Origin of the sequence: Providencia sp. PROV033 (assembly GCF_028484855.1) — a bacterium.
GTDB classification, from domain to species: Bacteria; Pseudomonadota; Gammaproteobacteria; order Enterobacterales; family Enterobacteriaceae; genus Providencia; species Providencia alcalifaciens.
Map to the genome: position 1 here is coordinate 1 of NZ_JAMPSW010000035.1, position 25,271 is coordinate 25,271.

Annotated in this window: 28 protein-coding genes; 12 read left to right on the forward strand and 16 right to left on the reverse strand. The window is 43.9% G+C overall.

The genetic code is table 11. From position 1 onward, the window contains the following. Positions 1-66: 66 nt before the first annotated feature. From murA to mlaF, 7 genes are all read right to left on the reverse strand, one after another. Positions 67-1,329, reverse strand: a complete 1,263-nt coding sequence (gene murA, locus PSF16_RS08135; RefSeq protein ID WP_006662911.1) for a UDP-N-acetylglucosamine 1-carboxyvinyltransferase — start codon at positions 1,327-1,329, stop codon at positions 67-69. 54 nt (positions 1,330-1,383) lie between these two features. Then, a complete protein-coding gene (gene ibaG / locus PSF16_RS08140; protein ID WP_006659104.1) occupies positions 1,384-1,638 on the reverse strand; it encodes a BolA family iron metabolism protein IbaG in 255 nt (84 codons plus the stop codon). 137 nt (positions 1,639-1,775) lie between these two features. Further along, positions 1,776-2,066, reverse strand: coding sequence for a lipid asymmetry maintenance protein MlaB (gene mlaB, locus PSF16_RS08145; RefSeq protein WP_006662910.1), 291 nt, complete (start codon positions 2,064-2,066; stop codon positions 1,776-1,778). 1 nt (position 2,067) lies between these two features. After that, positions 2,068-2,697 (reverse strand): phospholipid-binding protein MlaC, encoded by a 630-nt coding sequence (gene mlaC / locus PSF16_RS08150; RefSeq protein ID WP_272689093.1) that lies wholly within the window; start codon positions 2,695-2,697, stop codon positions 2,068-2,070. Between the two features lie 35 nt (positions 2,698-2,732). Then, a complete protein-coding gene (mlaD, locus tag PSF16_RS08155; RefSeq protein ID WP_154627738.1) occupies positions 2,733-3,302 on the reverse strand; it encodes an outer membrane lipid asymmetry maintenance protein MlaD in 570 nt (189 codons plus the stop codon). Positions 3,303-3,305: 3 nt separating this feature from the next. Next, positions 3,306-4,088, reverse strand: a complete 783-nt coding sequence (gene mlaE, locus PSF16_RS08160) for a lipid asymmetry maintenance ABC transporter permease subunit MlaE (protein ID WP_036956115.1) — start codon at positions 4,086-4,088, stop codon at positions 3,306-3,308. 6 nt (positions 4,089-4,094) lie between these two features. Then, positions 4,095-4,898, reverse strand: coding sequence for a phospholipid ABC transporter ATP-binding protein MlaF (gene mlaF, locus PSF16_RS08165; RefSeq protein ID WP_006659099.1), 804 nt, complete (start codon positions 4,896-4,898; stop codon positions 4,095-4,097). A 400-nt stretch (positions 4,899-5,298) separates the two neighbouring features. On the opposite strand from mlaF, the gene kdsD reads away from it, so the two are divergent. From kdsD to rnk, 11 genes are all read left to right on the forward strand, one after another. After that, positions 5,299-6,267: an arabinose-5-phosphate isomerase KdsD gene (kdsD, locus tag PSF16_RS08170; RefSeq protein WP_036956114.1), complete on the forward strand. Its 969-nt coding sequence runs from the start codon at positions 5,299-5,301 to the stop codon at positions 6,265-6,267. Positions 6,268-6,295: 28 nt separating this feature from the next. Further along, positions 6,296-6,856 carry a 3-deoxy-manno-octulosonate-8-phosphatase KdsC gene (kdsC, locus tag PSF16_RS08175; protein ID WP_036976053.1) on the forward strand — a complete coding sequence of 187 codons (561 nt, stop codon included), beginning with the start codon at positions 6,296-6,298 and terminating at the stop codon, positions 6,854-6,856. Between the two features lie 16 nt (positions 6,857-6,872). Then, positions 6,873-7,466, forward strand: a complete 594-nt coding sequence (gene lptC / locus PSF16_RS08180; protein WP_006659096.1) for an LPS export ABC transporter periplasmic protein LptC — start codon at positions 6,873-6,875, stop codon at positions 7,464-7,466. Then, positions 7,450-8,007, forward strand: coding sequence for a lipopolysaccharide ABC transporter substrate-binding protein LptA (gene lptA / locus PSF16_RS08185; RefSeq protein WP_006659095.1), 558 nt, complete (start codon positions 7,450-7,452; stop codon positions 8,005-8,007). The genes lptC and lptA overlap by 17 nt, the downstream gene beginning before the upstream one ends. Before the next feature lie 5 nt (positions 8,008-8,012). Then, positions 8,013-8,738 carry an LPS export ABC transporter ATP-binding protein gene (gene lptB, locus PSF16_RS08190; RefSeq protein ID WP_006659094.1) on the forward strand — a complete coding sequence of 242 codons (726 nt, stop codon included), beginning with the start codon at positions 8,013-8,015 and terminating at the stop codon, positions 8,736-8,738. Between the two features lie 63 nt (positions 8,739-8,801). Beyond that, complete coding sequence (rpoN, locus tag PSF16_RS08195; RefSeq protein ID WP_272689094.1) at positions 8,802-10,247, forward strand: RNA polymerase factor sigma-54; 1,446 nt, start codon at positions 8,802-8,804, stop codon at positions 10,245-10,247. A gap of 23 nt (positions 10,248-10,270) precedes the next feature. Then, entirely contained in the window at positions 10,271-10,558 is a 288-nt protein-coding gene (gene hpf, locus PSF16_RS08200; RefSeq protein ID WP_006659090.1) for a ribosome hibernation promoting factor, read from the forward strand. Positions 10,559-10,646: 88 nt separating this feature from the next. After that, the gene (gene ptsN, locus PSF16_RS08205; RefSeq protein WP_006659089.1) at positions 10,647-11,114 is read left to right on the forward strand and encodes a PTS IIA-like nitrogen regulatory protein PtsN; all 468 of its coding nucleotides are present in this window, start codon (positions 10,647-10,649) and stop codon (positions 11,112-11,114) included. Between the two features lie 211 nt (positions 11,115-11,325). Continuing rightward, the gene (rapZ, locus tag PSF16_RS08210) at positions 11,326-12,177 is read left to right on the forward strand and encodes an RNase adapter RapZ (RefSeq protein WP_006659088.1); all 852 of its coding nucleotides are present in this window, start codon (positions 11,326-11,328) and stop codon (positions 12,175-12,177) included. Beyond that, the gene (gene npr, locus PSF16_RS08215) at positions 12,177-12,449 is read left to right on the forward strand and encodes a PTS phosphocarrier protein NPr (protein ID WP_006659087.1); all 273 of its coding nucleotides are present in this window, start codon (positions 12,177-12,179) and stop codon (positions 12,447-12,449) included. Before rapZ ends, npr begins: the two co-directional genes overlap by 1 nt. Positions 12,450-12,640: 191 nt before the next feature. Further along, entirely contained in the window at positions 12,641-13,051 is a 411-nt protein-coding gene (gene rnk, locus PSF16_RS08220; RefSeq protein ID WP_006659086.1) for a nucleoside diphosphate kinase regulator, read from the forward strand. A 117-nt stretch (positions 13,052-13,168) separates the two neighbouring features. Here the strand turns inward: rnk and pmbA are convergent, their stop codons facing one another. Next, a complete protein-coding gene (pmbA, locus tag PSF16_RS08225) occupies positions 13,169-14,509 on the reverse strand; it encodes a metalloprotease PmbA (RefSeq protein ID WP_036968736.1) in 1,341 nt (446 codons plus the stop codon). Positions 14,510-14,692: 183 nt separating this feature from the next. Between pmbA and yjgA the strand changes: the two genes are divergently transcribed. Continuing rightward, entirely contained in the window at positions 14,693-15,238 is a 546-nt protein-coding gene (gene yjgA, locus PSF16_RS08230; protein ID WP_006662904.1) for a ribosome biogenesis factor YjgA, read from the forward strand. 277 nt (positions 15,239-15,515) lie between these two features. Here the strand turns inward: yjgA and PSF16_RS08235 are convergent, their stop codons facing one another. From PSF16_RS08235 to PSF16_RS08270, 8 genes are all read right to left on the reverse strand, one after another. Then, positions 15,516-16,079 (reverse strand): RBBP9/YdeN family alpha/beta hydrolase, encoded by a 564-nt coding sequence (locus PSF16_RS08235; protein WP_272689095.1) that lies wholly within the window; start codon positions 16,077-16,079, stop codon positions 15,516-15,518. Positions 16,080-16,141: 62 nt separating this feature from the next. Beyond that, complete coding sequence (locus tag PSF16_RS08240; protein ID WP_006659082.1) at positions 16,142-16,450, reverse strand: barstar family protein; 309 nt, start codon at positions 16,448-16,450, stop codon at positions 16,142-16,144. Between the two features lie 12 nt (positions 16,451-16,462). Continuing rightward, positions 16,463-16,969 (reverse strand): ribonuclease domain-containing protein, encoded by a 507-nt coding sequence (locus tag PSF16_RS08245; protein WP_006659081.1) that lies wholly within the window; start codon positions 16,967-16,969, stop codon positions 16,463-16,465. A 91-nt stretch (positions 16,970-17,060) separates the two neighbouring features. Then, positions 17,061-18,506 carry a metalloprotease TldD gene (gene tldD / locus PSF16_RS08250; protein ID WP_006662901.1) on the reverse strand — a complete coding sequence of 482 codons (1,446 nt, stop codon included), beginning with the start codon at positions 18,504-18,506 and terminating at the stop codon, positions 17,061-17,063. Between the two features lie 11 nt (positions 18,507-18,517). Next, entirely contained in the window at positions 18,518-19,366 is an 849-nt protein-coding gene (gene nit1 / locus PSF16_RS08255) for a deaminated glutathione amidase (protein WP_006659079.1), read from the reverse strand. Next, positions 19,366-23,160 (reverse strand): AsmA2 domain-containing protein YhdP, encoded by a 3,795-nt coding sequence (gene yhdP / locus PSF16_RS08260; protein ID WP_272689096.1) that lies wholly within the window; start codon positions 23,158-23,160, stop codon positions 19,366-19,368. The genes nit1 and yhdP overlap by 1 nt, the downstream gene beginning before the upstream one ends. Positions 23,161-23,183: 23 nt before the next feature. Continuing rightward, on the reverse strand, positions 23,184-24,653 hold the full coding sequence (gene rng, locus PSF16_RS08265) for a ribonuclease G (protein WP_006659077.1): 1,470 nt from the start codon (positions 24,651-24,653) through the stop codon (positions 23,184-23,186). Then, complete coding sequence (locus tag PSF16_RS08270) at positions 24,650-25,237, reverse strand: Maf family protein (RefSeq protein ID WP_006662899.1); 588 nt, start codon at positions 25,235-25,237, stop codon at positions 24,650-24,652. The genes rng and PSF16_RS08270 overlap by 4 nt, the downstream gene beginning before the upstream one ends. Positions 25,238-25,271 lie beyond the last annotated feature (34 nt).

Sequence of the window (25,271 nt, forward strand, 5' to 3'; positions counted from 1 at the left end):
TAAAAAAGGTTGCCCAAGCTAAGAGCAACCTTCTTACTTCTACGATAGGATTAACCCAATCTGAAATTACTCGTCAGATTTCACGCGTTGAATATTCGCCCCTAGCGCATTTAATTTTGCTTCAATATTTTCATATCCACGGTCGATATGATAAATACGGTCAACGGTTGTTGTCCCTTCCGCGATACAGCCAGCAATGACTAAGCTTGCTGAAGCACGTAAGTCCGTCGCCATAACTTGTGCGCCAGTCAGTTTTTCAACGCCGTGACATAATACTGTATTACTTTCGATATCCGCGTGAGCACCCATACGAATTAACTCAGGGATATGCATAAAACGGTTTTCGAAAATCGTTTCGGTGATCATGCCTGCACCTTCAGCGACTAAGTTCAATAGGCTAAACTGAGCTTGCATATCGGTTGGGAAGCCAGGATGTGGAGCCGTACGCAGTGTAACCGCTTTTGGACGCTTACCATGCATATCTAAGCTGATCCAATCTTCACCAGTTTGAATATCGGCACCCGCTTCTCGTAATTTTGCTAATACCGCATCTAAGGTATCAGGGCAGGCATCACGACAAACCACTTTACCGCGAGAAACTGCCGCAGCAATTAAGAATGTGCCTGTTTCAATACGGTCTGGCAGAACGCGATACACACCGCCACCTAAGCGAGCCACACCGTCAATGACAATACGGTCAGTTCCTGCACCGGTGATTTTCGCACCTAACGCATTTAAGAAATTAGCAGTATCTTCAATTTCAGGTTCACGAGCGGCGTTCTCGATGGAAGTGGTTCCTTCAGCAAGCGCTGCGGCTGTCATGATGCTGATAGTGGCACCCACGCTCACTTTGTCCATCACGATGTCTGCGCCTTTCAGACGACCATTCACCGTTGCCTTAACATAACCATCTTCAAGGACAATATTGGCACCTAACTTCTCTAAACCGCTGATATGTAAATCCACTGGACGAGCACCAATCGCACAACCACCCGGTAGAGAAACTTCACCGTGACCAAAACGAGCAACCAAAGGCGCTAACGCCCAAATCGATGCGCGCATGGTTTTCACCAGTTCATACGGTGCACAATATTCAGTCACATTGCTAGCATCAACAAAAATCGAACCATTACGTTCGATTTTGACGCCAAGTTGGCTAAGTAACTTAATGGTTGTGTCGATATCTTTCAGCTTAGGGACATTCTGTAATTCAACTGGCTCTTCAGCCAATAAAGCAGCGAACAGGATTGGCAGTGCAGCGTTTTTAGCGCCTGAAATAGAGACTTCCCCTTCTAAGCGGGTAGGTCCTTTAACTAAAAATTTATCCATTCTGGTATTCTCGTGTGTCAGATTTTTACAAACTGTTCGCTTACATTTTCAAACTTATAGGCCGCTCAGCTTACGGTCACGCTCCCACTGCGCTGGGGTATAAGCTTTAATTGAAAGCGCATGAATTCTGTTGTCCGCAATATATTCCATTAACGGCGCATACACTGCTTGTTGCTGTTTAACACGGCTCATGCCGTCAAAAAGGCTGCCAACAGCGATAACTTGAAAATGACTGCCATCGCCATTCACTATCACTTCTTCCAGTGACAGCTTTTCCATTAAGACTTGTTTAATTTCGTTGGTATCCATAATGACTCAATTTTGTGATTAATTATGATAATAAATATAGCCATCTATCCTAAAGGATTCAGCTTAACACTTAAACTAAAGAAAACGCTTCTGATGCATAAAAACACTCAGAAGCGCTATTTTTTACATAACTTGACTTAATCCATCAGTAGGGGCTTCACCCCGTATAATTCCATCAAGGTATTGAGATTATCGCTCACGCCAAGAATGCTGAGATGGCGCTGTTGAGACTGATATTCCCCTTTTAGACGCACCAGCATGGCAAGTCCAGTAGAATCCACATGGGTTAACGCAGAGACATCAATTCGCTCAATTTGAGATAACAGCGTTTGGCGCTTATCCCAAAATTCGACCAGTGAATCTCTGTCCAAAACACCGGAAAGTGCCAGCATGACACGATTTTGCGTCCAAGATAACTGGCTTCTCATGCTAGTTGCTCTCTTCTAACGTAATCGGTACCTGAGCACTACGTTGTAATTGAGCCGTCAATCCATCAATACCTTGCTTGCGTAAAATGTCGCCCCACTCGTTTTGTTTAGTGGTGATCATGCTGACCCCCTCAGCAATCATGTCATACGCCTGCCAGTAACCGGTTTTGCTATTTTTACGCCATTGGAAATCTAAACGTACCGGAGGGCGACCGTTGGTATCATTGATGGTGACGCGGATAGCCACAATATTTTTATCACCAATGGGTTGTTCAGGAGCAATGGTGTACGTTTGACCGTGATACATCGCCAGCGCTTGACCGTAAACTTGCTCAAGATAGGACTCAAACGCTTTAAAATAGGCATCACGTTGGGCAGGGGTCGCGTCTTTATAATATGTCCCTAACACCAATGCGCCAGCATATTTGATTTGCACATATGGCAATAATTCTTCACGCACGATAGTCCGTAAGTAATCTGGGTTTTGTTTGATTTGAGGTTGTTCCGTTTTTAAGCGATCGAAGGTTTTCGCTGCGGCTTCTTCCATAAGCTTATACGGGTTAGTTTGGTCAATCGCCATCGCAAATGGCGCAACCACTAACATAGCTATCATTATTAAACGTTTAAACATAATTCATTCCTTTTAAGTTCACAGGGAATTACAACTTAGTGAGCAACAGGCTCTGACGGTGCTGCGACATGAGTCTCTGGCGCGGATGCCGGAGCTGCAGATGCAGGCGCAGGTGCGGCTGCTTCAGTACCTTGGCTATCACCACTCTTATACAAGAATTGACCGATTAAATCTTCCAGCACCATAGCCGGTTTGGTATCTTCTAAACGACCGCCATCTTTTAACATCGCAATCCCCATATCTTCGTCATAAGGACCGATATTCATGGCGATATACTGTTCACCAAGCAGGCCTGAAGTCCGAATTGATAGCGAGCTGGAATCAGGAATATTGTCATATTCACTGAGCAAGTCGATTTGAACATCAGGAATATAGTTCTTTTTATCTAAAGAAATATTCGCAACCCGTCCCACGACAACGCCACCGACTTTGATGGGAGAGCCGACTTTTAAGCCACCCACATTTTCAAAAGAGGCAGAAACTCGGTAAGTTGACTGACTACCAATCGATTGTAAATCCGCTACTTTTAAGCAGAGGAACACAATTGCGGCGATCGCCAGCAACATAAAACAACCCACCCATATTTCACTTTTTTTACTTTGCATGACTTAGTTCCCAAACATCAGTGCTGTCAGTACGAAATCCAACCCTAGAACCGATAATGATGCATGCACAACAGTTTTCGTTGTTGCGCGGCTAATTCCTTCCGAGGTTGGAATGGCATCATAACCATTAAATAGTGCAATCCACGTTACTGTAATTGCAAAGACTAAACTTTTGATAAAACAGTTCACTAAATCTAATCGCCACTCCACAGATGATTGCATCGATGACCAGAAGAAACCGGGGTCAATTCCTTTCCAATCAACGCCAACAATAGCACCACCGATAATTCCAACAGCAACAAAAATCAGTGATAACAGTGGCATACTAATAAACCCAGCCCAAAATCGAGGGGCAACCACGCGACGCAGAGGATCGACAGCCATCATCTCTAAGCTGGAAATTTGCTCCGTGGCTTTCATCAAACCAATTTCGGCTGTTAATGCGGATCCCGCTCGCCCTGCAAACAGCAATGCCGTAACGACAGGACCTAACTCGCGCAATAATGAGAGCGCCACCATCATGCCAAGACTCGCTTCCGCACTGAACGTCGTCAGTACCAAATAACCTTGTAGACCTAACACCATGCCGATAAACAGACCGGATACGGCGACAATCAGCAAGGATTGAACCCCAACTGAATAAAGCTGTTTCACTAATAACGGCCACTGTTTACCAAATTCAGGTTTGCCAAATAGTGCGCCAAATAATAAATAGCCTGCTCGACCAAAAGCCGCAAATGTTTCAATCCATCGACGTCCGAAGGCAGCAATCGCCTTAATTATCATGTTCATTTACCCTAATAAATCAGCCGAATAGTCATTGGCAGGAAAGCGGAATGGCACCGGGCCATCAGCAATACCATCCATAAACTGTCTAACACGAGGGTCTTGGTTTTCACGTAACTCTTCCCCTGTTCCTTTCGCAATAACATGTTGCTGCGCCACAATATAGGCTTTATCGGCAATACTTAGCACTTCTGGAACGTCATGGGAAACCACTACGCAGGTCACCCCTAACGCTTGGTTAAGTTCATCAATCAGTTTGACCAAAACGCCCATCGTGATTGGGTCTTGCCCCACGAAAGGCTCATCAAACATAATCAGGTCAGGGTCCAGAGCGATAGCTCTTGCTAGCGCAGCACGGCGTGCCATTCCCCCTGAAAGTTCTGATGGCATTAATTTAGCGGCTCCGCGTAACCCCACCGCCTCTAATTTCATCATCACCGTCGTATGAATCAATGATTCTGGTAAATTTGTGTGTTCACGCAAGGGGAAAGCCACGTTATTAAAAACGTCCATATCGGTAAACAAGGCACCAGATTGGAATAACATGCTCATTTTTTTACGCGATTGGTATAACTTAGAACGAGACAGCGCAGGAATATTATCCCCATCAAACCAGATTTCTCCTTCTTCTGGGCGCAGTTGTCCGCCAATCAGTCTGAGTAATGTCGTTTTACCAATCCCTGAAGGCCCCATAATCGCAGTAATTTTACCCCGAGGCACAGTTAGGTTGATATTTTCAAATATTTTCCTATTTCCCCGTGTAAATGACATGTTTTTGACTTCGATTAAGTTCTCTGTCTGTGCTTGCATCGTTTAATCGCTCGTTATAGGTCAAACTATGATTCTGCCTAAATAAATTCAGGGTTTTACAGAAACATAAACCAAATAGTATTAACTAATATTTTACCTAATTAATAGAAGATAGCTCTTAGAAATTTATATATCCAACCATAAGGGTAAGAGAATTAAAAAAATTTTTTTTGGGCATCGGTGCGGTTAAACCCTAAAAAGCGCTTTTAAGCTCAAATCGCTAATAGAGACTCATAACTATCACATTCATAATAACCATGACATTCATAAAAGCTTAGAGACAAAATACTTACTGATACTAAGTATTCGTTATACAATCCGATTTCTCTTTTTTGATCTAACCGAAACTTTGAACCAACCGACACTTTTGATTCACCCGAAAACATCCATGGAATTAGACATGTCAAATATCGATTTTCAGAAAGTAGGTAAAGAAGTTCTCCATATCGAACGCGAAGGTCTGAAAAACCTAGAACAATATATTAATCATGACTTTGACCTTGCTTGTCAGCAAATCTTTGCTTGTCAGGGAAAAGTAGTCGTTATGGGAATGGGGAAATCAGGGCATATTGGACGGAAAATTGCGGCGACGCTTGCCAGCACAGGAACGCCTTCATTTTTCGTGCATCCCGGAGAAGCCAGCCATGGCGATTTAGGGATGATCTCCAATAAAGACGTTGTATTAGCGATTTCGAACTCAGGTGAATCAGGGGAAATTTTAGCCCTACTGCCCGTATTAAAGCGTATCAAAGTCCCACTGATCTGCATGACCAATAATCCAGACAGCAATATGGGCAAATATGCAGATATCCACTTATGCATAAAAGTCCCGCAAGAAGCCTGCCCGCTTGGTTTGGCACCAACAACAAGTACCACAGCAACATTAGTGATGGGGGATGCGTTAGCCATTGCATTGTTAACCGCCCGCGGCTTCACAGCAGATGATTTTGCACTGTCTCATCCAGGGGGCGCACTTGGGCGCAAACTTTTACTCTTAGTTCGTGATTTAATGAGTACCGGTGACGATGTTCCTCATATTCCGAAAAGTGCCACGTTACGGGAAGCCCTTGTGGAAATTACCCGTAAAAAGCTAGGTATGACCGTCATTTGTGATGACGACATGAATATTCAAGGGATTTTCACGGATGGAGATTTACGCCGCATTTTTGATATGGGCATCGACCTCAACAATGCCAAAATTGCCGATTTAATGACGCCGGGCGGTATCCGAGTCGCACCGGGCATGCTAGCGGTTGAAGCACTGAACCTGATGCAATCTCGCCATGTCACGTCGTTATTAGTGGCGGATGGTGACCAATTAGTGGGTGTTCTCCATATGCACGACCTACTGCAAGCGGGTGTGGTATAAGTCGAAAAGTATACATAAAGGAAATAGAATGAACCCTAATTATCAGAATACTTGCTATGGGTCTGTCGAGAATTCTGTGATAGAAAAAGCGACGAAAATTAAACTACTGATTTGTGACGTCGACGGTGTGATGTCTGACGGTTTAATTTATATGGGGAATAATGGCGAAGAATTAAAAGCCTTTAATGTCCGTGATGGATATGGCATTCGCTGCTTATTAACCTCCGGTATTGAAGTCGCAATTATCACGGGTCGCAAAGCCAAATTGCTCGAAGATAGAGCCCAGACTTTAGGTATTACATATCTTTACCAAGGACAAAGCGATAAGCTTTTGGCGTATCGCGAACTGTTAGATAAACTACAGCTAACAGAAGAGCAAACAGCTTACATTGGTGATGACCTTATTGATTGGCCTGTCATGGCAGAAGTGGGGTTATCTGTTGCGGTGGCTGATGCACATCCTCTGCTATTACCAAAAGCAGACTATGTAACCCACATTGGTGGCGGGAAAGGCGCAGTACGTGAACTTTGCGACCTGATTCTGTTATCCCAAAATAAACTGGAAGAAGCTAAAGGCTTGTCGATTTAAAGAACAGATATCATTCATGAGCAATGCAAAAAAGTGGTTAATCATTATTTTATCCCTCATTGTACTGGGGCTGATTGGTTGGAACTTTTCGGTTTACGATGACTCCAAACCATTAGCAACCGAAATCAATGATGGCAAACCCAATTATCAAACTGATGATTCGGTGACTTTCGTCTATAATCCAGCAGGCGATTTAGCCTATAAACTTGCTGCAACTAAAGTAGATAATTATACCGATGGAAAAATCACTTGGTTTACCAACCCGGTATTAACAACCTATAACGACGCAGGCACGCCAACTTGGACGGTAAAGTCCATTAAAGCAAGGTTAACCAAAGAGCGAGTGCTCTATCTGTACAGCGATGTTCAAGTGGATAGTTTGACTCCAGAGCCTCAAATTCAGCGCATTACAACAGATAATGCGGTGGTCAATCTAGTCACACAAGATGTCTCATCTGACGATAAAGTAACCATTATCGGACACGGGCTAAATTCTACGGGCTTAAAAATGAAGGGAAACCTTCGTACAAGAACCGCTGAATTAATTGAAGATGTTAAAACTCACTATGAGTTACAACCAAAAGAGCAACAAAATGAATCAAGTAACTAAGAAAAGTTTTATTCAAGGAGCTGTTGCAAGTGCAATTTTGGCTCTTAGCCTACCGGCAATGGCACTGAAAACAGATACCCAACAACCGATGACCATTAACTCGGTGAAGCAATCTCTTGATTTAGAAAAAAATGTCACCACATTTACAGATGACGTTGTGATTAAACAAGGTTCCATTGATATCCGAGCGAACAAAGTTATCGTGACACGCCCAAGCAGCGATTCCGATAAAATTGTCATTGAAGCATTTGGTACCCCCGTCACCTTCTATCAGTTACAGGACGATGGCAAACCAATCAAAGGCCACGCATCCAAAGCGCGTTATGAAGTTGATAAGCAACTGGTCACATTAACGGGTGATGCTTACCTTGAACAGCTCGACAGTAATATCAAAGGCGATAAGATCACCTATGTGGTTCCGACCCAGCAAATGGAAGCATTTAGCGATAAAGGTAAACGCGTGACCACTGTCTTATTACCAGCACAGTTACAAGAGAAAGGTCCAGCCGCACAGGGTTCATCAACTAGTAAGAGTAAATAATTGTTATGGCAACACTAACCGCAGAGAATCTGGCGAAATCCTATAAAAAACGCAGCGTAGTGACTGACGTCAGCCTTGAAGTCAAATCAGGGGAAATTGTTGGTCTCTTAGGTCCCAACGGTGCGGGTAAAACGACCACTTTTTATATGGTAGTCGGCATTGTTCAGCGGGATGCAGGTAAAATTTTAATTGATGGGGAAGATATTAGTCTATTACCTCTGCATGAGCGTGCTCGCCGTGGCATTGGCTATCTTCCTCAAGAGGCGTCTATTTTCCGTCGTTTAAGCGTTTATGACAACCTGATGGCGGTCTTAGAGATTCGCCATGACTTGAATTCAGAGCAGCGTAAAGAACGTGCAGAAGAACTGATGGAAGAGTTCAGTATTACCCATTTGCGCGACAATGTTGGTCAATCACTCTCTGGTGGTGAACGCCGCCGTGTCGAAATTGCACGCGCCCTCGCCGCCAACCCTAAGTTTATTCTGTTAGATGAGCCATTTGCAGGGGTTGACCCGATCTCCGTTTTGGATATCAAAAAGATCATCCAACATCTACGTGACTATGGTCTTGGTGTTTTAATCACCGACCATAACGTACGTGAAACGCTTGATGTCTGTGAGCGAGCCTATATTGTTAGCCAAGGACACCTGATTGCACATGGTTCTCCTGAAATGATCCTTGAAAATGAACAAGTTAAACGTGTTTATTTAGGTGAAGGCTTTAGACTGTAGTTTTGTCTTGTTGGTTGTCATGATATTGGTTGTGTTAGTGGTAATGGAGAATAAAGCACATTCATGAAGCAAAGTTTGCAGCTCAGAATCAGTCAACAACTTGCAATGACTCCCCAATTGCAGCAGGCAATCCGCTTGTTGCAATTATCCACCCTTGAGCTTCAACAAGAAATTCAACTCGCACTTGAAACCAATCCGCTACTCGAGCAAGAAGAACAATCTTCGGAACAAGATAGTGTAGATAATCAGAGCAACGAAGCGGACAGCAGCGAAATTGATACCAAAGATGCGCTAGAAAAAGAAGATATGCCTGATGAGCTACCATTGGATGCTGATTGGGATGAAATCTATACCGCGGGAACACCTTCAGGAACCAGCAACGATTACAGCTTTGATGAGCTTCCAGTATATCAAGGGGAAACTACCCAAACGCTGCAAGACTATCTGATTTGGCAAGCGGATTTGACCCCATTTACCGATACTGATCGTGCAATTGCCACCTCGATTATTGACTCTATTGATGATTCAGGCTATCTCACTAGCCCAATCAGCGAAATCCATGAAGGTATCGATAATCCCGATATTACCTTAGAAGAAGTGGTTGCCGTTTTAAAACGCATTCAGCATTTTGACCCATTAGGGGTGGCCGCTCAGGATCTCAAAGAGTGTTTACTGATCCAGCTTTCTTTATACCCGAAAGAGACAATTGGCCTGCAAGAAGCTAGACTGATTATTAGTCATCATATTGATTTACTAGCAAATCGCGACTTTCGTCAGTTGAGCAAACTGACACGTTTAAAAGAAGATGCATTAAAAAAGGCAATTGATCTGATTCTCACGCTGAATCCTAAGCCCGGTCAATCCATCAATACCGGTGAATCGGAATATGTTATTCCCGATGTATTGGTGAAAAAAGTCGGTGGACACTGGCAAGTTGAGTTAAATACAGATAGCATTCCTAAGTTAAGCATTAACAATCATTATGCTTCAATGGCAAATGATTCAGCCAGTGAAAGTGACTCTCAGTATATTCGTAGTCACTTACAAGATGCGAAGTGGCTGATTAAAAGCTTAGAGAGCCGCCATGAAACACTGCTAAAAGTGGCGACCTGTATTGTTGAGCAACAACAAGAATTCTTTGAGTTAGGTGAAGAGTACATGAAACCGATGATTTTGGCAGATATTGCTTATCAGGTGGATATGCACGAATCGACTATCTCTCGTGTGACAACCCAAAAATACCTCCACTGCCCGCGAGGCATTTTTGAATTGAAGTATTTTTTCTCCAGTCACGTCAGTACAGACACCGGAGGAGAAGCCTCTTCCACTGCTATTCGTGCACTGGTGAAGAAGCTGATTGCTGCGGAAAACCCAGCAAAACCATTGAGTGACAGTAAATTGACGAGTATGCTGGCAGAGCAAGGTATACAAGTTGCTCGTCGAACTGTTGCTAAGTATCGTGAGTCATTATCTATTCCGCCATCAAATCAACGTAAACAGTTGGTTTAACCCAATAAGATAAGGAAGATTGTATGGAATTTCAGATTACTGGACACAATATTGAAGTTACACCGGCATTGCGCGAAACGGTTGAGAAAAAACTCAAGAAATTAGAGCAATTGTTTGATCGTATTAACAGTATCCAAGTCGTTCTGAAAGTGGAAAAAGTTCAGCAAATTGCTGAAGCCACCCTGCAACTCAACGGTGCAGAGCTTCACGCATCAGCGGAAGATGACGACATGTACGCGGCACTTGATTTACTCCTTGATAAGCTGTCACGCCAATTAACCAAACATAAAGAAAAACTGAGACAACACTAATACATTTAGCCAGTCCTTGACTGATTAATGTTCTAAACCAGATGGTGGGATACATCATCTGGTTTTGTAGTCCTAAGTGAATAATAAAATGAATAGTGATATAGAAATCCAATTAAGCGATGTTTTATCCGCCAGTTGCACACGTAATAATTTAGTTTGCACCAGCAAGAAAAGAGCATTAGAAATTATTAGTGAGTTAGCGGCCGCCGAGTTGGGATTACCGGAAAATACGGTATTTGAAGCGTTACTAACCAGAGAAAAAGTTGGCACGACAGGTATTGGTGGCGGGATTGCAATCCCCCACGGCAAGCTCAATGAAGGCGAAAGTGCTCGTGCTGCAGGCGTATTTTTGCATTTGGAAGAGCCAATTGCGTTTGATGCAATTGATAACCAACCTGTTGATCTACTTTTTGCATTACTTGTTCCCTCGGATCAATGTAAAACTCACTTACATACCCTGTCCCTTATCGCTAAAAAGTTAGCCGATAAGTCATTATGTAAGCGTCTTCGCTCAGCACAAAGTGATGAAGAGTTATACAAGATCATCATCGAGTAAGTAATAATGAATATGTGTTGATGCCAGCCTAATGATATTGTTATGATTTCTTATGTTCGGCATCGCGAAACACGGCGAATGACAAAATAATCTGACCAGCTAGAGGATCACCACGAATAAGCCAGAAATGGGTGAACAGTCAGAAATGGGTGATCAGTCAGAAATCGATCATTAAGATATAAATCCTTAAGATATAGAAGGGAGTTAGCTCATGGTGCTGATGATTGTCAGCGGCCGTTCCGGTTCGGGAAAATCCGTTGCCTTACGCGCGCTGGAAGATATGGGTTTCTATTGTGTGGATAACCTGCCGGTAGTTTTACTGCCGGAGTTAGCTAATTCACTCGCCGATCGCAATATTTCTGCGGCTGTAAGCATTGATGTGCGCAACATGCCCGACAATCCAGAAGTATTCGAAGAAGCCATTGATAAATTACCATCAACCTTCTCACCACAACTGCTATTTCTGGATGCAGACCGTAACACTTTAATTCGTCGTTACAGTGATACTCGTAGATTACACCCACTTTCGAGTAAAAATTTATCCCTAGAAAGTGCTATTGATGAAGAAAATGAGCTACTAGAGCCTCTACGCTCCCGTGCTGACTTAGTGATTGATACCTCTGAGATGTCAGTGCACGAATTAGCGGAAATGCTCAGAACTCGCTTAATGGGCAAACGTGAACGTGAATTGACCATGGTGTTCGAATCCTTTGGTTTCAAACATGGTATTCCTATCGATGCAGACTACGTTTTCGACGTGCGTTTCTTACCAAACCCACACTGGGACCCCAAATTACGTCCTATGACGGGTTTAGATAGACCTGTGGCCGCCTTCTTAGATAGGCACACTGAAGTTCATAACTTTATTTACCAAACTCGTAGCTATTTAGAGTTATGGTTACCGATGTTAGAAACCAATAATCGTAGTTATCTGACTGTTGCCATCGGCTGTACAGGAGGAAAACACCGTTCAGTTTACGTCGCAGAACAACTTGCCGATTACTTCCGCTCTCGTGGAAAAAACGTGCAATCACGCCACAGAACACTGGAAAAACGTAAGTAATGACCGTCAAAGCGACGATCACACTAAAAAACCGCCTTGGTATGCATGCCAGACCAGCGATGCTTCTCTATGATTTAGTTAAACAATTTAACTCTAGAGTCGTTTTAAAAAATGACAGTCAAATTGAGGCTGAGGCGGATAGCGTTATTGCGATGTTGATGTTAGACTCGGAGCAAGGCAGTAAAATTGATATTGAGGTTAGCGGACCCGATGAAGAATCGGCATTATCCGCAATCATTAACCTGTTCGAAAGTGGATTTGACGAAGAGTAGCATAAAAGTAAATCCCGATGGACCAAGTGATATATACGGTTTTACACACATAGGCACCGAGTTCGTGATCTCGATCTCTTCCCTTTAACGCCTATAGCGCCTAATATTTTATATAATTTATTTTTCTAGCAAACACCCCCTACCTTCTGGGTGGGGGGTGTTTGCTTTGTACGTTCCTATTGGAGTGTGGTATGACAAAGCCAACAATTATTATCAATGATTTAGATGCAGAACGCTTAGATGCACTGATGGAACAGGCTGCCTATGCCGGTACACCTGTTGCCGAAGCACTAAACGACGAATTAGACCGCGCAGACATTGTCTCCCCACAAGAGATCCCTGCGGATGTGGTCACGATGAACAGCACTGTTCGTTTCTTAGATTTGATCAGCAACGAAGAGCGCACACGTACACTGGTATATCCTGCATCCCTAAAAGATAGTGCAGAACAATTATCAGTCATGGCACCGATTGGCGCAGCATTGTTAGGTCTGCACGTTAACGACGAAATTAGCTGGGCATTGCCAAATGGCGTAGAAACCCGCGTTCGTGTGTTAGAGATTGTTTATCAACCTGAAGCGGCTGGCGAGTTCCATCGTTAATAACGATGCTCGATACAAAGAGAAAGACTAGCCGAAAAAAGTTTCAATCAAGAAACTCCCGTTAGTCTTCAGGCGGTATTCAGGCACTCATTTGAGTGCCTTTTTGATACTTAAAACTTATTGCCCTGCGATACTCATTTCAGGGATTAACACCGAACCGCACTGAATATTGCTGCGGGTTTCGATATCATCGGCGATAGTGACCATATTCATCCACATATCTTTCAAATTACCCGCAATTGTAATTTCACTGACAGGATATTGAATTTCACCATTTTCTACCCAAAAACCGGATGCCCCACGGGAATAATCGCCAGTAATACCGCTAACCCCCTGCCCCATCAGCTCTGTGACGACTAAGCCCGTACCCATTTGCTTTAGCAGTGCATCGAAAGATAGCCCCTGCCCCTCGATGCGCCAGTTATGAATTCCACCAGCATGACCTGTGCTTTGTAGACCCAATTTGCGCGCAGAGTAGCTAGTCATCAGCCACGTTTGTAAAACACCATTTTCCACAATATTACGCTCTGTAGTCCGTACGCCCTCACTATCAAATGGCGAGGATGCCAAACCGCCCATTAAGTGTGGCTGCTCATTAATCGTTAGCCAGGTTGGTAAGATTTGCTTACCTAGGCTATCCATTAAAAATGATGATTTACGATAAATACTGCTGCCGCTGATGGCTCCGACTAAATGACCAAATAATCCTGTCGCCACTTCTGAAGCGAAAATAACCGGTGCTTTCATCGTCGGTAATTTACGAGGGGATAAGCGCGACAATGTACGACGCGCACACTCTTGCCCTACCCACTCAGGGGATTTCAATGCCTGCATGCTGCGTGCGATGGTATACGCATAATCGCGCTCCATTTCGCCATTTTGCTCGGCGATTACGCAGCTCGACATCGAATAACGGCTAGAACTGTAGCTCTTTAATAGTCCAAGAGAGTTACCAAAGACACGGATACCATAGTGCCCATTGAAGCTACCGCCTTCCGTATTCACAATGCGTGAATCTGCATTTAATGCCGTCATTTCCGCAATCGAGGCCAGCTTAATGGCTTCCTCGGGGGAAAGTTCTGTAGCTTGGAATAAGTTTAAATCCGGTGCATCGAATGCCAGTAATGATTCTTCTGCAGGTCCTGCACACGGATCTTCAGACGTGTAATTGGCAATATCAATTGCAGCTTGAACGGTACGTTCAATCGCTTCAGCACTCAAATCCGTCGAAGAGGCACTACCTTTACGTTGTTTATGGTAAACCGTGATCCCTAATGCGCCATCACTGTTAAATTCCACATTCTCCACGTCACCTTGGCGCGTACTCACACTAATACCAGTGCTTTTATTAACTGCAACTTCAGCGCCATCACAACGGCTTTTGGCAAATTCCAATGCGTGGGCGACGGCTTGTTCTAATTGTTTACGTTGTTCGGCAACTTGTTCAGTAACACTCATGCATTTAGTCCAATAAAGAGGGGAAAAGTGATTTTCTACCTCGACATATCAATGTCAGGTAGTCATAAGGGGGTTTTCCCAGTTACAATAGAGTTAATCTATAAATGTTAACACTCACAACGCCGTAAATCATGCTAATTACTCGTAATTACACGACGGCGTTTAGTAAAAAGGAAAATCCCTATGGCCAAACAGCCTGAAGATTGGCTGGATGATATCCCAGCGCCCCAAGATGATGAGGACGATGAGATTATTTGGGTCAGCAAAAGCGAAATTAAACGCGATGCCGAGATCCTCAAAAAATTGGGGGCAGAACTTGTTGATTTAAGTAAAAGCGAGCTTGAGCGCATCCCATTAGACACGCAATTACTTGAAGCTATCGAATTAGCACAAAAAATTAAGCGGGAAGGCCGTCGTCGTCAATTACAACTTATCGGTAAACTGTTACGTTCCCGTGAAGTTGAGCCGATCACCGAAGCACTTGATAAGCTGAAAAACCGCCATAACCAACAGGTTGTGATCTTACACAAGCTGGAAGATCTGCGTAATCGCTTATTAGCGGATGGTGATGAAGTCATCGAAGAAGTGGTCGCTTTATTCCCACAAACTGATCGCCAACAACTGCGTGCATTGGTACGTAATGCGAAGAAAGAGCGTGATGGAAATAAACCACCAAAAGCATTCCGTCAGATTTTCCAATATCTGAAAGAGCTTTCTGATAGTCACTAGTGACCTGTTCCCCTTAGCTAGCAATGGCTTAGGGGAGTTTTCTTAAAAAATACCCCGTTATTGCTCGCCATCTAAAATAACACTATCATCATCACCATCATATTTTGACCCGCATTATCGCGGCTGCTGAGCCACGATAAATGAATAGGGCAAATATGGATAACCCCCGAAATAGAGCTTGGCGTCGAGCCAATGGTCGTATTAACAAATCACGCGACCAAAAAATTCATTACAAACACGGCGCTATCCCCCTATAACACAAAAAACAGGGTGTTTTCTAGTACCAAAACTTTAACAGACTCAGTAAAGCAGGCAGTCGCGTAAAACCTTCTCTATCAAGGAAATGCCCTGCATTTTCAACCACCGTAATAGAGGTTTGTAACGATTTAGCCAGCTCGATTGACGTCGCTGAATCAACTGCCCAGTCATTGGAAGAAACAATTGACGCGCGTTTGTCACTCATCCCTATCAGCTTACTATAATCTAATGAAAACTGAGTGTGAGCCGCCAAGTCAGGCATCGAGTCCAAAGTACGATCAAACCCAGACACAAGCACATACCCTCCAATTTTTGCACCTTCTGGGGCATGGTTCTCTAGAAAACGTAATGCCGTGATACACCCTAAACTGTGTCCGACTAAGATAGTATTTTCATCAAACTGGATGTTCGCATCGAGTAAACATTGCTCCCATTTTTGCGGATCCGGTGAATCGGACTCCGGCATGGCGGGAATATCAACGATTGCTCCTAGAGCTTCCAATTCATCCTTTAACCAATTAAACCAATGATTATCCGGAGATGCGGTATAACCATGAATCACAATAACTTTTTTACCTTCCACTTAATCACCCTCAATATAAATAACCGTCAAAAAATGGCTCAACGTAGAACCATTCGCCAAATTTAGCATGTGGTTCGGGATGCATCATTCTCATTATTAGTGATGTCTATGAGAAAAATAAATGCTTCATCAAGCTCGGTTTCAGCTTCATTCATTAAATCAATGATCGCTGAGAATTGCGTACGCTGAGGAAGTTTAAGGTGACTAAAAACCAGAGTAACGGGTAACTCAATTTCGCCCGTAATCACATCCCATAAAGCATCGAGATTGTGACCAAACCATTTCGGAAGCGAGAACTGTTGCTGAAATTGCTGATAAAATGCCTCAAGGCTATCTATTTCACGAAAATCAAAAACGACGGTCTTGTTCATCGCTGTCCCCTATTATTTAACTTGCTGGAACGTTTTATAGTGATCCGTGCTCACGAAAATCATCCCATCAGAGGAATAGAGCAAACGGTCTGCGCCACGATGCCCACAACGGTAATTGATGTCCGCTTCAAACCATTGACGCCCTTCTGCAATCGGTAACCCTTTTTCACGGTTGGAAAAACGATCGCCGCCAATCGCTCTACCGGGTAATACTTCACATAGATTACCTTTTTTAGCATCCCACCCGGCTTCTCTTGCCTGTTTTTTGGTCATATAAAATGCGGGGAGTTTCTGGTATTTCTCCATAAAACTCACCACATTATTTTGAGCCGTTAATTGGTCAATGGTTTTTGGTGTTTCCTGTGGCGTTATCGCTTCTCGAGAAGGTGGAATTGATTGTGTTGTTGGTGGTGTTGAAGGGATAGAAGGCTCTGTCGCAGTCTGCTCACCGCCTTTAAAATAGAGGCTAATTGCAATCAAAATCGCCATTAACACCAAAGAAATAATACGTTTGTTCATAACGCCTCAATTATTTTTGCTGTGTTGATAAACAATCGCCCCAGTCACATCCGTAACTAGGGCGAATAAAAAAAGACTCTCTTGCGTGTGATTACGCGGTGCCACCCACGGTCATTTTATCGAGTTTCAGCGTCGGTTGACCAACACCTACTGGCACGCTTTGCCCTTCTTTGCCACAAACGCCCACACCTTTATCCAGTGCAAGGTCATTACCTACCATGGAAATTTGCTGCATCGCCTCTACTCCAGAGCCAATCAAGGTGGCCCCTTTTACTGGAGATGTAATTTTACCATTTTCAATTAAGTAAGCTTCTGAGGTTGAAAAGACAAATTTACCTGACGTGATATCCACCTGACCACCACCGAAATTCGGTGCATACAGACCTTTTTCCACACTGGCAATAATCTCTTCTGGTGTAGACTCACCCGCTAACATATAGGTGTTTGTCATACGTGGCATAGGTAAATGCGCGTAAGATTCACGGCGCGCATTACCGGTTGGCGCCACGCCCATCAAACGGGCATTATGTTTATCTTGAATATAATTACGCAAGATTCCGTTCTCAATGAGCACATTGTATTGACCCGGAACACCTTCATCATCAATCGCCAATGAGCCTCGACGTCCAGCAATCGTCCCATCATCCACCACGGTACATAGTGAAGAGGCAACTTGCTCGCCCATTTTTCCAGAGAAAACAGAGGTTCCACGACGGTTAAAGTCGCCTTCTAGACCATGACCTACCGCTTCATGAAGTAGAACGCCAGGCCAGCCAGCGCCTAACACCACAGGCATCATACCCGCTGGCGCTGCAATCGCAGATAAATTAACCAATGCCATGCGCACCGCTTCACGAGCATATTGTTCCGCGAGCACTTGCCCTTGATGAATTTCAAGGAAATATTCATAGCCGTAACGACCACCGCCACCGCTTGCTCCGCGCTCACGTTTACCATCATGTTCTACGAGAACACTCACCGAAAGACGCACTAATGGGCGAATATCCACCGCTAATGTGCCATCAGTGGCAGCGACCAGCACTTGTTCATATACCCCTGTCAGACTCGCATTGACTTCAATCACGCGCGGGTCTTCCGCACGAGCTACTTGGTCAACGCGATGCAGTAATTCAATTTTCTGTTCGCGCGGTAAACTACGCAGAGGGTCCGCGTCTGAATAGAGTTTTTTGTAGTCAACGTTCGTTAAAATTTGTGACTTACCAGAGCCTTGTTCAGTCACGATACTACGGGCAGCGGTCGCACTCTGCGTCAGCGCTAACAGAGAAATTTGGTCTGCGTATGCAAAACCTGTTTTTTCTCCCGTAATTGCACGAACCCCAACTCCTTGGTCAATATTGTAGGAGCCATCTTTAATAATTCGGTCTTCTAAAACCCATGACTCATGGTAGCTAGACTGAAAGAAGAGATCCCCATAATCAACACGGCGCTCAGATAGCAGCCCTAAAATATCATACAGATTATCTTGACTAAGACCGTTGGCAGCCAGCAAATGTTCGCTGACAGAAGCTAAACTCATATTCATTACTCTTATTTGGTTTGTTTTTTAATCAATGATGTCAGTTGTGGTCTAAAGCGGTTATGTTTTACCACTCGGATCTGTTCACGCATCACATTTAAGCTGTCTGTTTGGACATTCACCACCAACGCGGAAACGGCATCAACATTCTTTTTCATGACCTTACCCCAGCCATCAACGGCTAAAGTGTGTCCCCATGTTCGGCGAGTACCGTGTACACCAACTTGTGCAGGTGCTAAAACGTAGCACTGGTTTTCAATCGCACGCGCTCTTAACAGTGGCTCCCAGTGCGCTTGCCCAGTGTAACGAGTGAATGCCGCAGGTACCGAAATAATTTCAGCACCTTGTTCACGCAAGGCTTGGAATAAGCCTGGAAAACGTAAATCATAACAAATGGTCAGCCCTAAGCGACCAACAGGGGTATCAACCACGGTAAGATACTCACCGCGTTGATAAATAACGGATTCGTTATACTCGCCTTGTTCATCTTCAATGTTCACGTCGAACATATGAATTTTATCGTAACGCGCAGTAATATTACCTTTCGCATCAAACAGTAAGCTGCTGCTTGTAATACGTTCAGGATCTTCACGACTAATCAATGGCATTGATCCAATGAGGATCCACACATTGTAGCGGATAGCCATTGCGCGGATTGCGTCTTGTAATGGGCCAGTTCCTTCTGCTTCAGCCTGTTTACGATAGGTTGCAGCATCAGCAAATAGTAATGCATTTTCAGGAGTAAGTACTAACTGCACGGTATCAGGCAACTGTTTAATTTGCTGCTCGATCTGTGCCAAGTTGTGTTTAGTATTCTTACCGCTACATAACTGCAAAAGTGCAACATTACCCGTTTTCATTACTCTTGAGTCTCCTTAAGCTGACGTAGTACTTCATCAATTTTCGGTTCATCTAAACTGCCGCTCACGCGATAACGAATAACCGAAATTTTACTCCACAACGGACCAAGGACTTTCGATGCGGCAAATACTGCCGCTCCCGCAAATGGGTTAATCACAAATGCGGTGGCTACACCTACTGTAGCAGATATTTCCGGGGTAATAACCGCTTCGGCATTAATTTGGCGTTTAACGAGGTCAATTTCCCCATTCAAGGCAATATCTGCGACGAGTCCGTCAATATTGAGGTTCTTCGAGGTTAGAATACCTTGATTAATCACCGCATCGCCTTTGATTGAGTCAAAGTTAAAGTCATTACTAAACGTATCGCGGAAGTCTAATTGAAGTTTACGCAATAATGCATCAAAACTGACTAAACGTAACAGCTGCCCAGCACGACCGCCTCCCATATGAGCGATGGCGCCTTTACCTAGGTTCATCGACATTTTACCATTGAGCGTGGCTAAATCAGGTTCCCAAGGCACGAGCCCCCAGTTAAGGTCAAATTCAATGGAATACGGGGAATCAATAATAGGCACTAAGACACCAAAATAAGCGGCGGTTTCATCAAAAGCTTCTCCCGTTAATGAACCCGCTATCTCCGTTTTATTTCCGTTATTACTGTGCCATAGCGCATCCAGCTTTAACTCACTGGCACTGTTTTTCAGTGAACCTGCGGTTAATTTCAAAGTATGCTGTCCTTCGGGGGTAATTTTTGCCGTAATTTCACCCAATTTTTGCCCACTCACCCAGCATTCCGCACAGTGAATATTCACTCTAGGCCATTGGCTGAAATCAAATGTCTCCGATTTTAAACTCGCTTCAGTTGGCGTCAATGAACCTTCAGGGTTGTAATACAGATATTCAATATTCAGCGCCCATGGCCGCTGCTTCCATATCTGTAATTGTCCTTTTAAATTGGTGCTATCAACATTGATTTGCTGCTCATCACGGTACAGGTCGTAGGAAAAACTTAAGTCTTTCCAGTGTTGTCCTGCCAGATAAACCGAGGGGACTTTAACTTCAAGCGTGTCAGGGTAACTAATTACCCCCACATGTGAGCTAGCCGGCGAAGATAAAAATCCACTTGCCAGTTTTTCCCAATTCACATCCTCTACCGCAGGCAAGTCCACTAAGATTGATGAACCATTTGGTAATATTGGCGGCTGATTACTCCATGGTGCGATATGGGCTTTTTGCAGTTGTAAGGGCGTACTCGATAGCAACCACTGAGAATTAAATCCAAGGCGCTGACCAATATCACCACTGACGGTCAACTGCGCTGTAGTGCCTTTCGCTTGAACATTTATTTTACTGAGCTGTTGCAGTAATGCCGTATCCAGCGCCGGTAATTGGCTTTTTAACTTATTGAGCCCCGCTGTAATATCAATCTGCAGCCCTGTTGCTTGCTTCGATGATTCAGGCAACGTGATATGAATTTGGCTTTTCCAATCACTCAAACCTGACACTTTTCCTTTAATATCATTTGGCAACATTGGAATTTGATTCAATTCCCAATTTCCGCCTAAATTAATATCCACCAAATAATCTTTTGGTCCCGTCAGTGTCGTGAAATCCAAAGAAACAGGCTGCCCTAACCATTGACCTGTGATGTTATCACTCACTAAATCCCCATTGGTGAACTTAAAACTTCCTGTAAGTCCATGTAGGGTACTGTCGATAGGACGGACAAAAATAGTATTCTTGTTGAGATTAACTTGCCCTTTTGCCACCACGTCTTTCCCTGCTGATAATGGGATAGCGAGATTCAGTTTTCCCGTTACCGTGCCATCAATTTGTAGCTCATCAAGGGTACCGCCAAGGGAATTCTTTAACGGTGTCTGGGTAAAATATTGTTGAATTTGCTTGCCCGTACCACTAACACCGGCATCGATATACAACATTTCATCAAAATAGTCATGGATCACGGCATCGAGATTTTCTGCCGTTGCATCCCCTAACTTCACCGAATCAGCATGCATCGCCAAACTGGCTCGGCTAAAGTCTAAGTCGATGTTTAAATCCAGTAAGGCTGGCCATTGGTCATCGTATTCGAATGTGCCATCACGTAACGGTACGTAGACTTGGAATTGCCCATCATTTTTATAGTAAGGGTAATGGGCTGGGTCGCCTTTATAGACTAACGTTGCATTATCTACATGCCCCGCAATAATCGCTTTTGTGAGGTAATCTGCCAGCGCTTGCCCCATCAATTTTTGTGGGAAATAGCGCCAAGCTTCTCCTGCATTATCGGTACTGATCCCCGCCAAAATAGCTAAATCGGCAATATCATGCTGCTTCGCTTTCGCATAGCTAAAGTCACCATTTGCCCTGACCGCTTTGGCTTGTAAATCAATGCCTGAGCTCCACAATTTGAATTCGCTACTGTTGTTGACCCAATTTAATTTACCGTTAGCGCGGTCAATTTCAAAGGGGGCTTTAAATTCATCACGGTAATCCACCGTGCTATCTTTGAGCATAAACGAGAGAATACCTTCTTGGTCACCCCCAACTAGCACGCCCGAAAAATGGTTAACGGATGGCAGTTCTTTCCATTTTTTCCAGCTAACATCCTGCCAATCCATACTGATCTGCGTATGTTCTTCCGTATCTTGCGTAAAGTCTAAAGCAAATTCTGTGACTAACCCCGTCGGCTGACGATGCTGCCAATCTTGAACCAATTCGGGGGTTACAAATGAGAATGTCGGTAACACTTCACTCAAGCGTTCTAATTCAATATTTTTTGCTCGAATGCGCCAATGATCTTTATTTTGATATTTTGCAGATGAGGGTAAATACAAGACTGAAACACTACCTTGAGGCCAGATATACTCATTAGTTTTCAATGTATCGAGCTCTGGGATATTGAACAGCCAGCCGTTACCTTGGCGCTTCATACGAACTAGCAAATCATTCACTTGCAGGTTTTGAGCAAGGGTATCTTCCCCCCAGTTCGCTTCACCTTGGCGCAGCTGAATAAGGCCGTTATCAATACGATTATTCTTGAGAGAGATCCATGAAGACAAACTAAAGTTGGCGTCGCGTAACCCCGTGTTATCGCGTAACCATTTACTGAGCCAAGGCTGCATATCAATGTTATCAGCCTGCACATAGAAAATTCCATCGCTGAGCACGCCGTTTTTATCCGACACATCCAACTTTACTTGTAGATAACTATTTTGTTTATTTAGCGTCTCAAGACTCACAAAGCCCTGAGCTCGATGGCGGGTATCTTGATTTAGCCAAGAGAGTTCCGGCAACAGTAACGTCATTGTTTGGTCTGATGGCGTTAAGAAGGTCAACTGACTGTCTTTTAAAATAAAGTGGTCAAATTGCCGTAAGAAGAGATCATCCACACCATCATAGCTGGCGGTTTCTTCTGAGCCATCAAAGCTGAGCGGAACTTTATAATTCACATTGAGTTGATAAAAAGTCAGATCACGAAAACGCCACCGCAGAGATAATAAGGAATTCCAAATATCTAACTCAATGGTGACTTTGTTGACTTGAATATCTGTTATCGGATTTTCAATGGCGACATCAGAAATGATGAGCTCTGGACCATAATAGCGCCAAGCCCCTTCGATTTTACCGATGTTCAGTGAGATATCGTGGTGATTTTCAACATAAGTGATAATTTCTTGGCGATAATTATCAATATTAGGTAATAGAAAACGTAAACTGGTGAGTACCAACGCACACAGCAACAATACAGCAGCGGTTGTCACGAGAACTACGCGTGGCAGTCGTTTCACCAGTTTCTCCTTCAAGCAAAATGCTACATCATGACGACATCAAAGCGTTCTTGGCTATATAACGGCTCAGTCTGCACTTTAACTTGTTTCCCTACAAAGATTTCAACTTCCGCTAATGCGTGAGATTCATCTCCTGTCAGCACATCTACCACGGCTTGTGAAGCGTAAACTAAGAATCTATCTGCATCAATTGTCCGATGAACTCTGACAATTTCACGTAAAATTTCATAGCACACCGTTTCAACGGATTTTACCGTGCCACGACCTTGGCAAGTTGGGCAAGTATCACACAGGACATGCTCCAAACTTTCACGGGTTCTTTTACGCGTCATCTCCACTAATCCTAGCTGAGAGAAGCCATTAATGGTGGTTTTTACTTTATCTTTACTCAGTGCTTGCTCAAGCGACGCAAGCACGCGACGGCGATGCTCCGCATCAGACATATCAATAAAATCGATGATAATAATGCCACCGAGGTTTCTTAATCGTAATTGACGCGCAATGGCTTGGGTGGCTTCGACGTTGGTATTAAAGATAGTTTCTTCTAAATTACGGTGACCAACAAACGCCCCAGTATTGATATCAATGGTGGTCATCGCCTCAGTTTGGTCGATAATCAGGTATCCCCCTGATTTTAACTCAACCTTTCTGTCCATCGCCCGCTGGATTTCATTTTCCACATCGAATAGATCAAAAATGGGCTGATTCCCTTGGTAGAGCTCAAGTTTTGCCGTCATTTCTGGCACGTATTCCGCAATAAACTCTTCAAGCTGAGAGTAAGTCAAACGAGAATCGACACGAATACGGTCTAATGATGCTCCCGCAAAATCACGAATAATTCGGTAAGCCAGTGAAAGCTCGCCGTAGATTTTAGTGCGTGTGACATTACGCTTTTTACGTTCAATCACTTTCGCCCATAAGCGCTTTAAAAATGCGGCATCTTGTTTAACATCCTCTTCTGCCACACCTTCTGCGGCGGTGCGAATGATAAACCCACCGTTTTCGTCACAATATTGAGCAACACACTCTTTTAAGCGCTCTCTTTCTTCTTCACTATCAATACGTTGAGAAACACCTACATGAGAAGCTCCCGGCATAAAAACTAAGTAGCGAGAAGGTAAAGTAATATCCGTAGTCAGACGCGCGCCTTTTGTGCCTAGCGGGTCTTTAACAACTTGAACGATTAGGTCTTGCCCTTGTTTTACCAGTTCGGCAATGTCTCTCACATGGAAATTTTTTTGCTCATCACCTGCGATACATTCAGTGTGAGGCATAATGTCAGAGGCGTGTAAAAAGGCTGCTTTATCAAGGCCAATATCAACAAAGGCCGCCTGCATACCGGGTAAAACGCGGCTCACGCGACCTTTGTAAATATTCCCTACCAGTCCTCTTTTCGCCTCTCGTTCGACATGTATTTCTTGTAAGATCCCACCATCAATGTAAGCGACGCGCGTTTCAGATGGTGTTACGTTTACTAATAGTTCCGTAGTCATGAATTCCCCTTACCATCACCTAACGCTAAAAATCGTTGTATTAATTCTTCTGTTTCGACCAATGGTAAGCCCACTACCGCATGGTAGCTACCATTGATACGTCGGATAAAACGCCCACCCAAACCTTGGATACCGTAAGCGCCCGCTTTATCCATCGGCTCACCCGATTGTATATAATCCTGTATTTCCAGCAAAGATAACTCGCGGAATGTCACATCTGTCGTAATCAATGAGGTTAACGTCTCATCCGTATTCGACACCGCAATGGCGGTCATTACCTGATGTGTTTTACCTGAAAGGTCACTAAGGATTTGCTGAGCATGGGCAGCGTCTCGTGGTTTTTCCAATATTTTACCCTCGAGAACCACTATCGTATCTGCGCCAAGAACAGGGTGATTCGCGGGTGCAATAGCCACACCTGCTCGTGATTTATCTCGCGCCAAGCGCTGCACATAGGCTTGAGGCGACTCCCCTTCTTGCCATTTTTCTTCCACTTCTGGACGCAAAATTTCAAAGGAATAACCTAAGAGTTGGACTAATTCACGTCGTCTCGGTGAACCTGATGCAAGATAAATTAAGCTCATAAATTGTTATTCCCGTTATTATTAACAGCCATAA

Excerpts from the sequence above, each read along its gene's own strand:
- nit1 (WP_006659079.1), bottom strand. The coding sequence starts at position 19,366 with ATGAAAACGGGTAATGTTGCACTTTTGCAGTTATGTAGCGGTAAGAAT.
- kdsD (WP_036956114.1), top strand. The coding sequence starts at position 5,299 with ATGTCAAATATCGATTTTCAGAAAGTAGGTAAAGAAGTTCTCCATATC.
- hpf (WP_006659090.1), top strand. The coding sequence starts at position 10,271 with ATGGAATTTCAGATTACTGGACACAATATTGAAGTTACACCGGCATTG.
- murA (WP_006662911.1), bottom strand. The coding sequence starts at position 1,329 with ATGGATAAATTTTTAGTTAAAGGACCTACCCGCTTAGAAGGGGAAGTC.
- lptA (WP_006659095.1), top strand. The coding sequence starts at position 7,450 with ATGAATCAAGTAACTAAGAAAAGTTTTATTCAAGGAGCTGTTGCAAGT.
- pmbA (WP_036968736.1), bottom strand. The coding sequence starts at position 14,509 with ATGAGTGTTACTGAACAAGTTGCCGAACAACGTAAACAATTAGAACAA.
- rng (WP_006659077.1), bottom strand. The coding sequence starts at position 24,653 with ATGACTACGGAACTATTAGTAAACGTAACACCATCTGAAACGCGCGTC.
- rpoN (WP_272689094.1), top strand. The coding sequence starts at position 8,802 with ATGAAGCAAAGTTTGCAGCTCAGAATCAGTCAACAACTTGCAATGACT.
- PSF16_RS08270 (WP_006662899.1), bottom strand. The coding sequence starts at position 25,237 with ATGAGCTTAATTTATCTTGCATCAGGTTCACCGAGACGACGTGAATTA.
- rnk (WP_006659086.1), top strand. The coding sequence starts at position 12,641 with ATGACAAAGCCAACAATTATTATCAATGATTTAGATGCAGAACGCTTA.
- mlaC (WP_272689093.1), bottom strand. The coding sequence starts at position 2,697 with ATGTTTAAACGTTTAATAATGATAGCTATGTTAGTGGTTGCGCCATTT.
- ptsN (WP_006659089.1), top strand. The coding sequence starts at position 10,647 with ATGAATAGTGATATAGAAATCCAATTAAGCGATGTTTTATCCGCCAGT.
- lptB (WP_006659094.1), top strand. The coding sequence starts at position 8,013 with ATGGCAACACTAACCGCAGAGAATCTGGCGAAATCCTATAAAAAACGC.
- yjgA (WP_006662904.1), top strand. The coding sequence starts at position 14,693 with ATGGCCAAACAGCCTGAAGATTGGCTGGATGATATCCCAGCGCCCCAA.
- PSF16_RS08245 (WP_006659081.1), bottom strand. The coding sequence starts at position 16,969 with ATGAACAAACGTATTATTTCTTTGGTGTTAATGGCGATTTTGATTGCA.
- mlaB (WP_006662910.1), bottom strand. The coding sequence starts at position 2,066 with ATGAGAAGCCAGTTATCTTGGACGCAAAATCGTGTCATGCTGGCACTT.
- mlaE (WP_036956115.1), bottom strand. The coding sequence starts at position 4,088 with ATGATAATTAAGGCGATTGCTGCCTTCGGACGTCGATGGATTGAAACA.
- mlaD (WP_154627738.1), bottom strand. The coding sequence starts at position 3,302 with ATGCAAAGTAAAAAAAGTGAAATATGGGTGGGTTGTTTTATGTTGCTG.
- PSF16_RS08240 (WP_006659082.1), bottom strand. The coding sequence starts at position 16,450 with ATGAACAAGACCGTCGTTTTTGATTTTCGTGAAATAGATAGCCTTGAG.
- kdsC (WP_036976053.1), top strand. The coding sequence starts at position 6,296 with ATGAACCCTAATTATCAGAATACTTGCTATGGGTCTGTCGAGAATTCT.
- lptC (WP_006659096.1), top strand. The coding sequence starts at position 6,873 with ATGAGCAATGCAAAAAAGTGGTTAATCATTATTTTATCCCTCATTGTA.
- rapZ (WP_006659088.1), top strand. The coding sequence starts at position 11,326 with ATGGTGCTGATGATTGTCAGCGGCCGTTCCGGTTCGGGAAAATCCGTT.
- npr (WP_006659087.1), top strand. The coding sequence starts at position 12,177 with ATGACCGTCAAAGCGACGATCACACTAAAAAACCGCCTTGGTATGCAT.
- mlaF (WP_006659099.1), bottom strand. The coding sequence starts at position 4,898 with ATGCAAGCACAGACAGAGAACTTAATCGAAGTCAAAAACATGTCATTT.
- ibaG (WP_006659104.1), bottom strand. The coding sequence starts at position 1,638 with ATGGATACCAACGAAATTAAACAAGTCTTAATGGAAAAGCTGTCACTG.
- tldD (WP_006662901.1), bottom strand. The coding sequence starts at position 18,506 with ATGAGTTTAGCTTCTGTCAGCGAACATTTGCTGGCTGCCAACGGTCTT.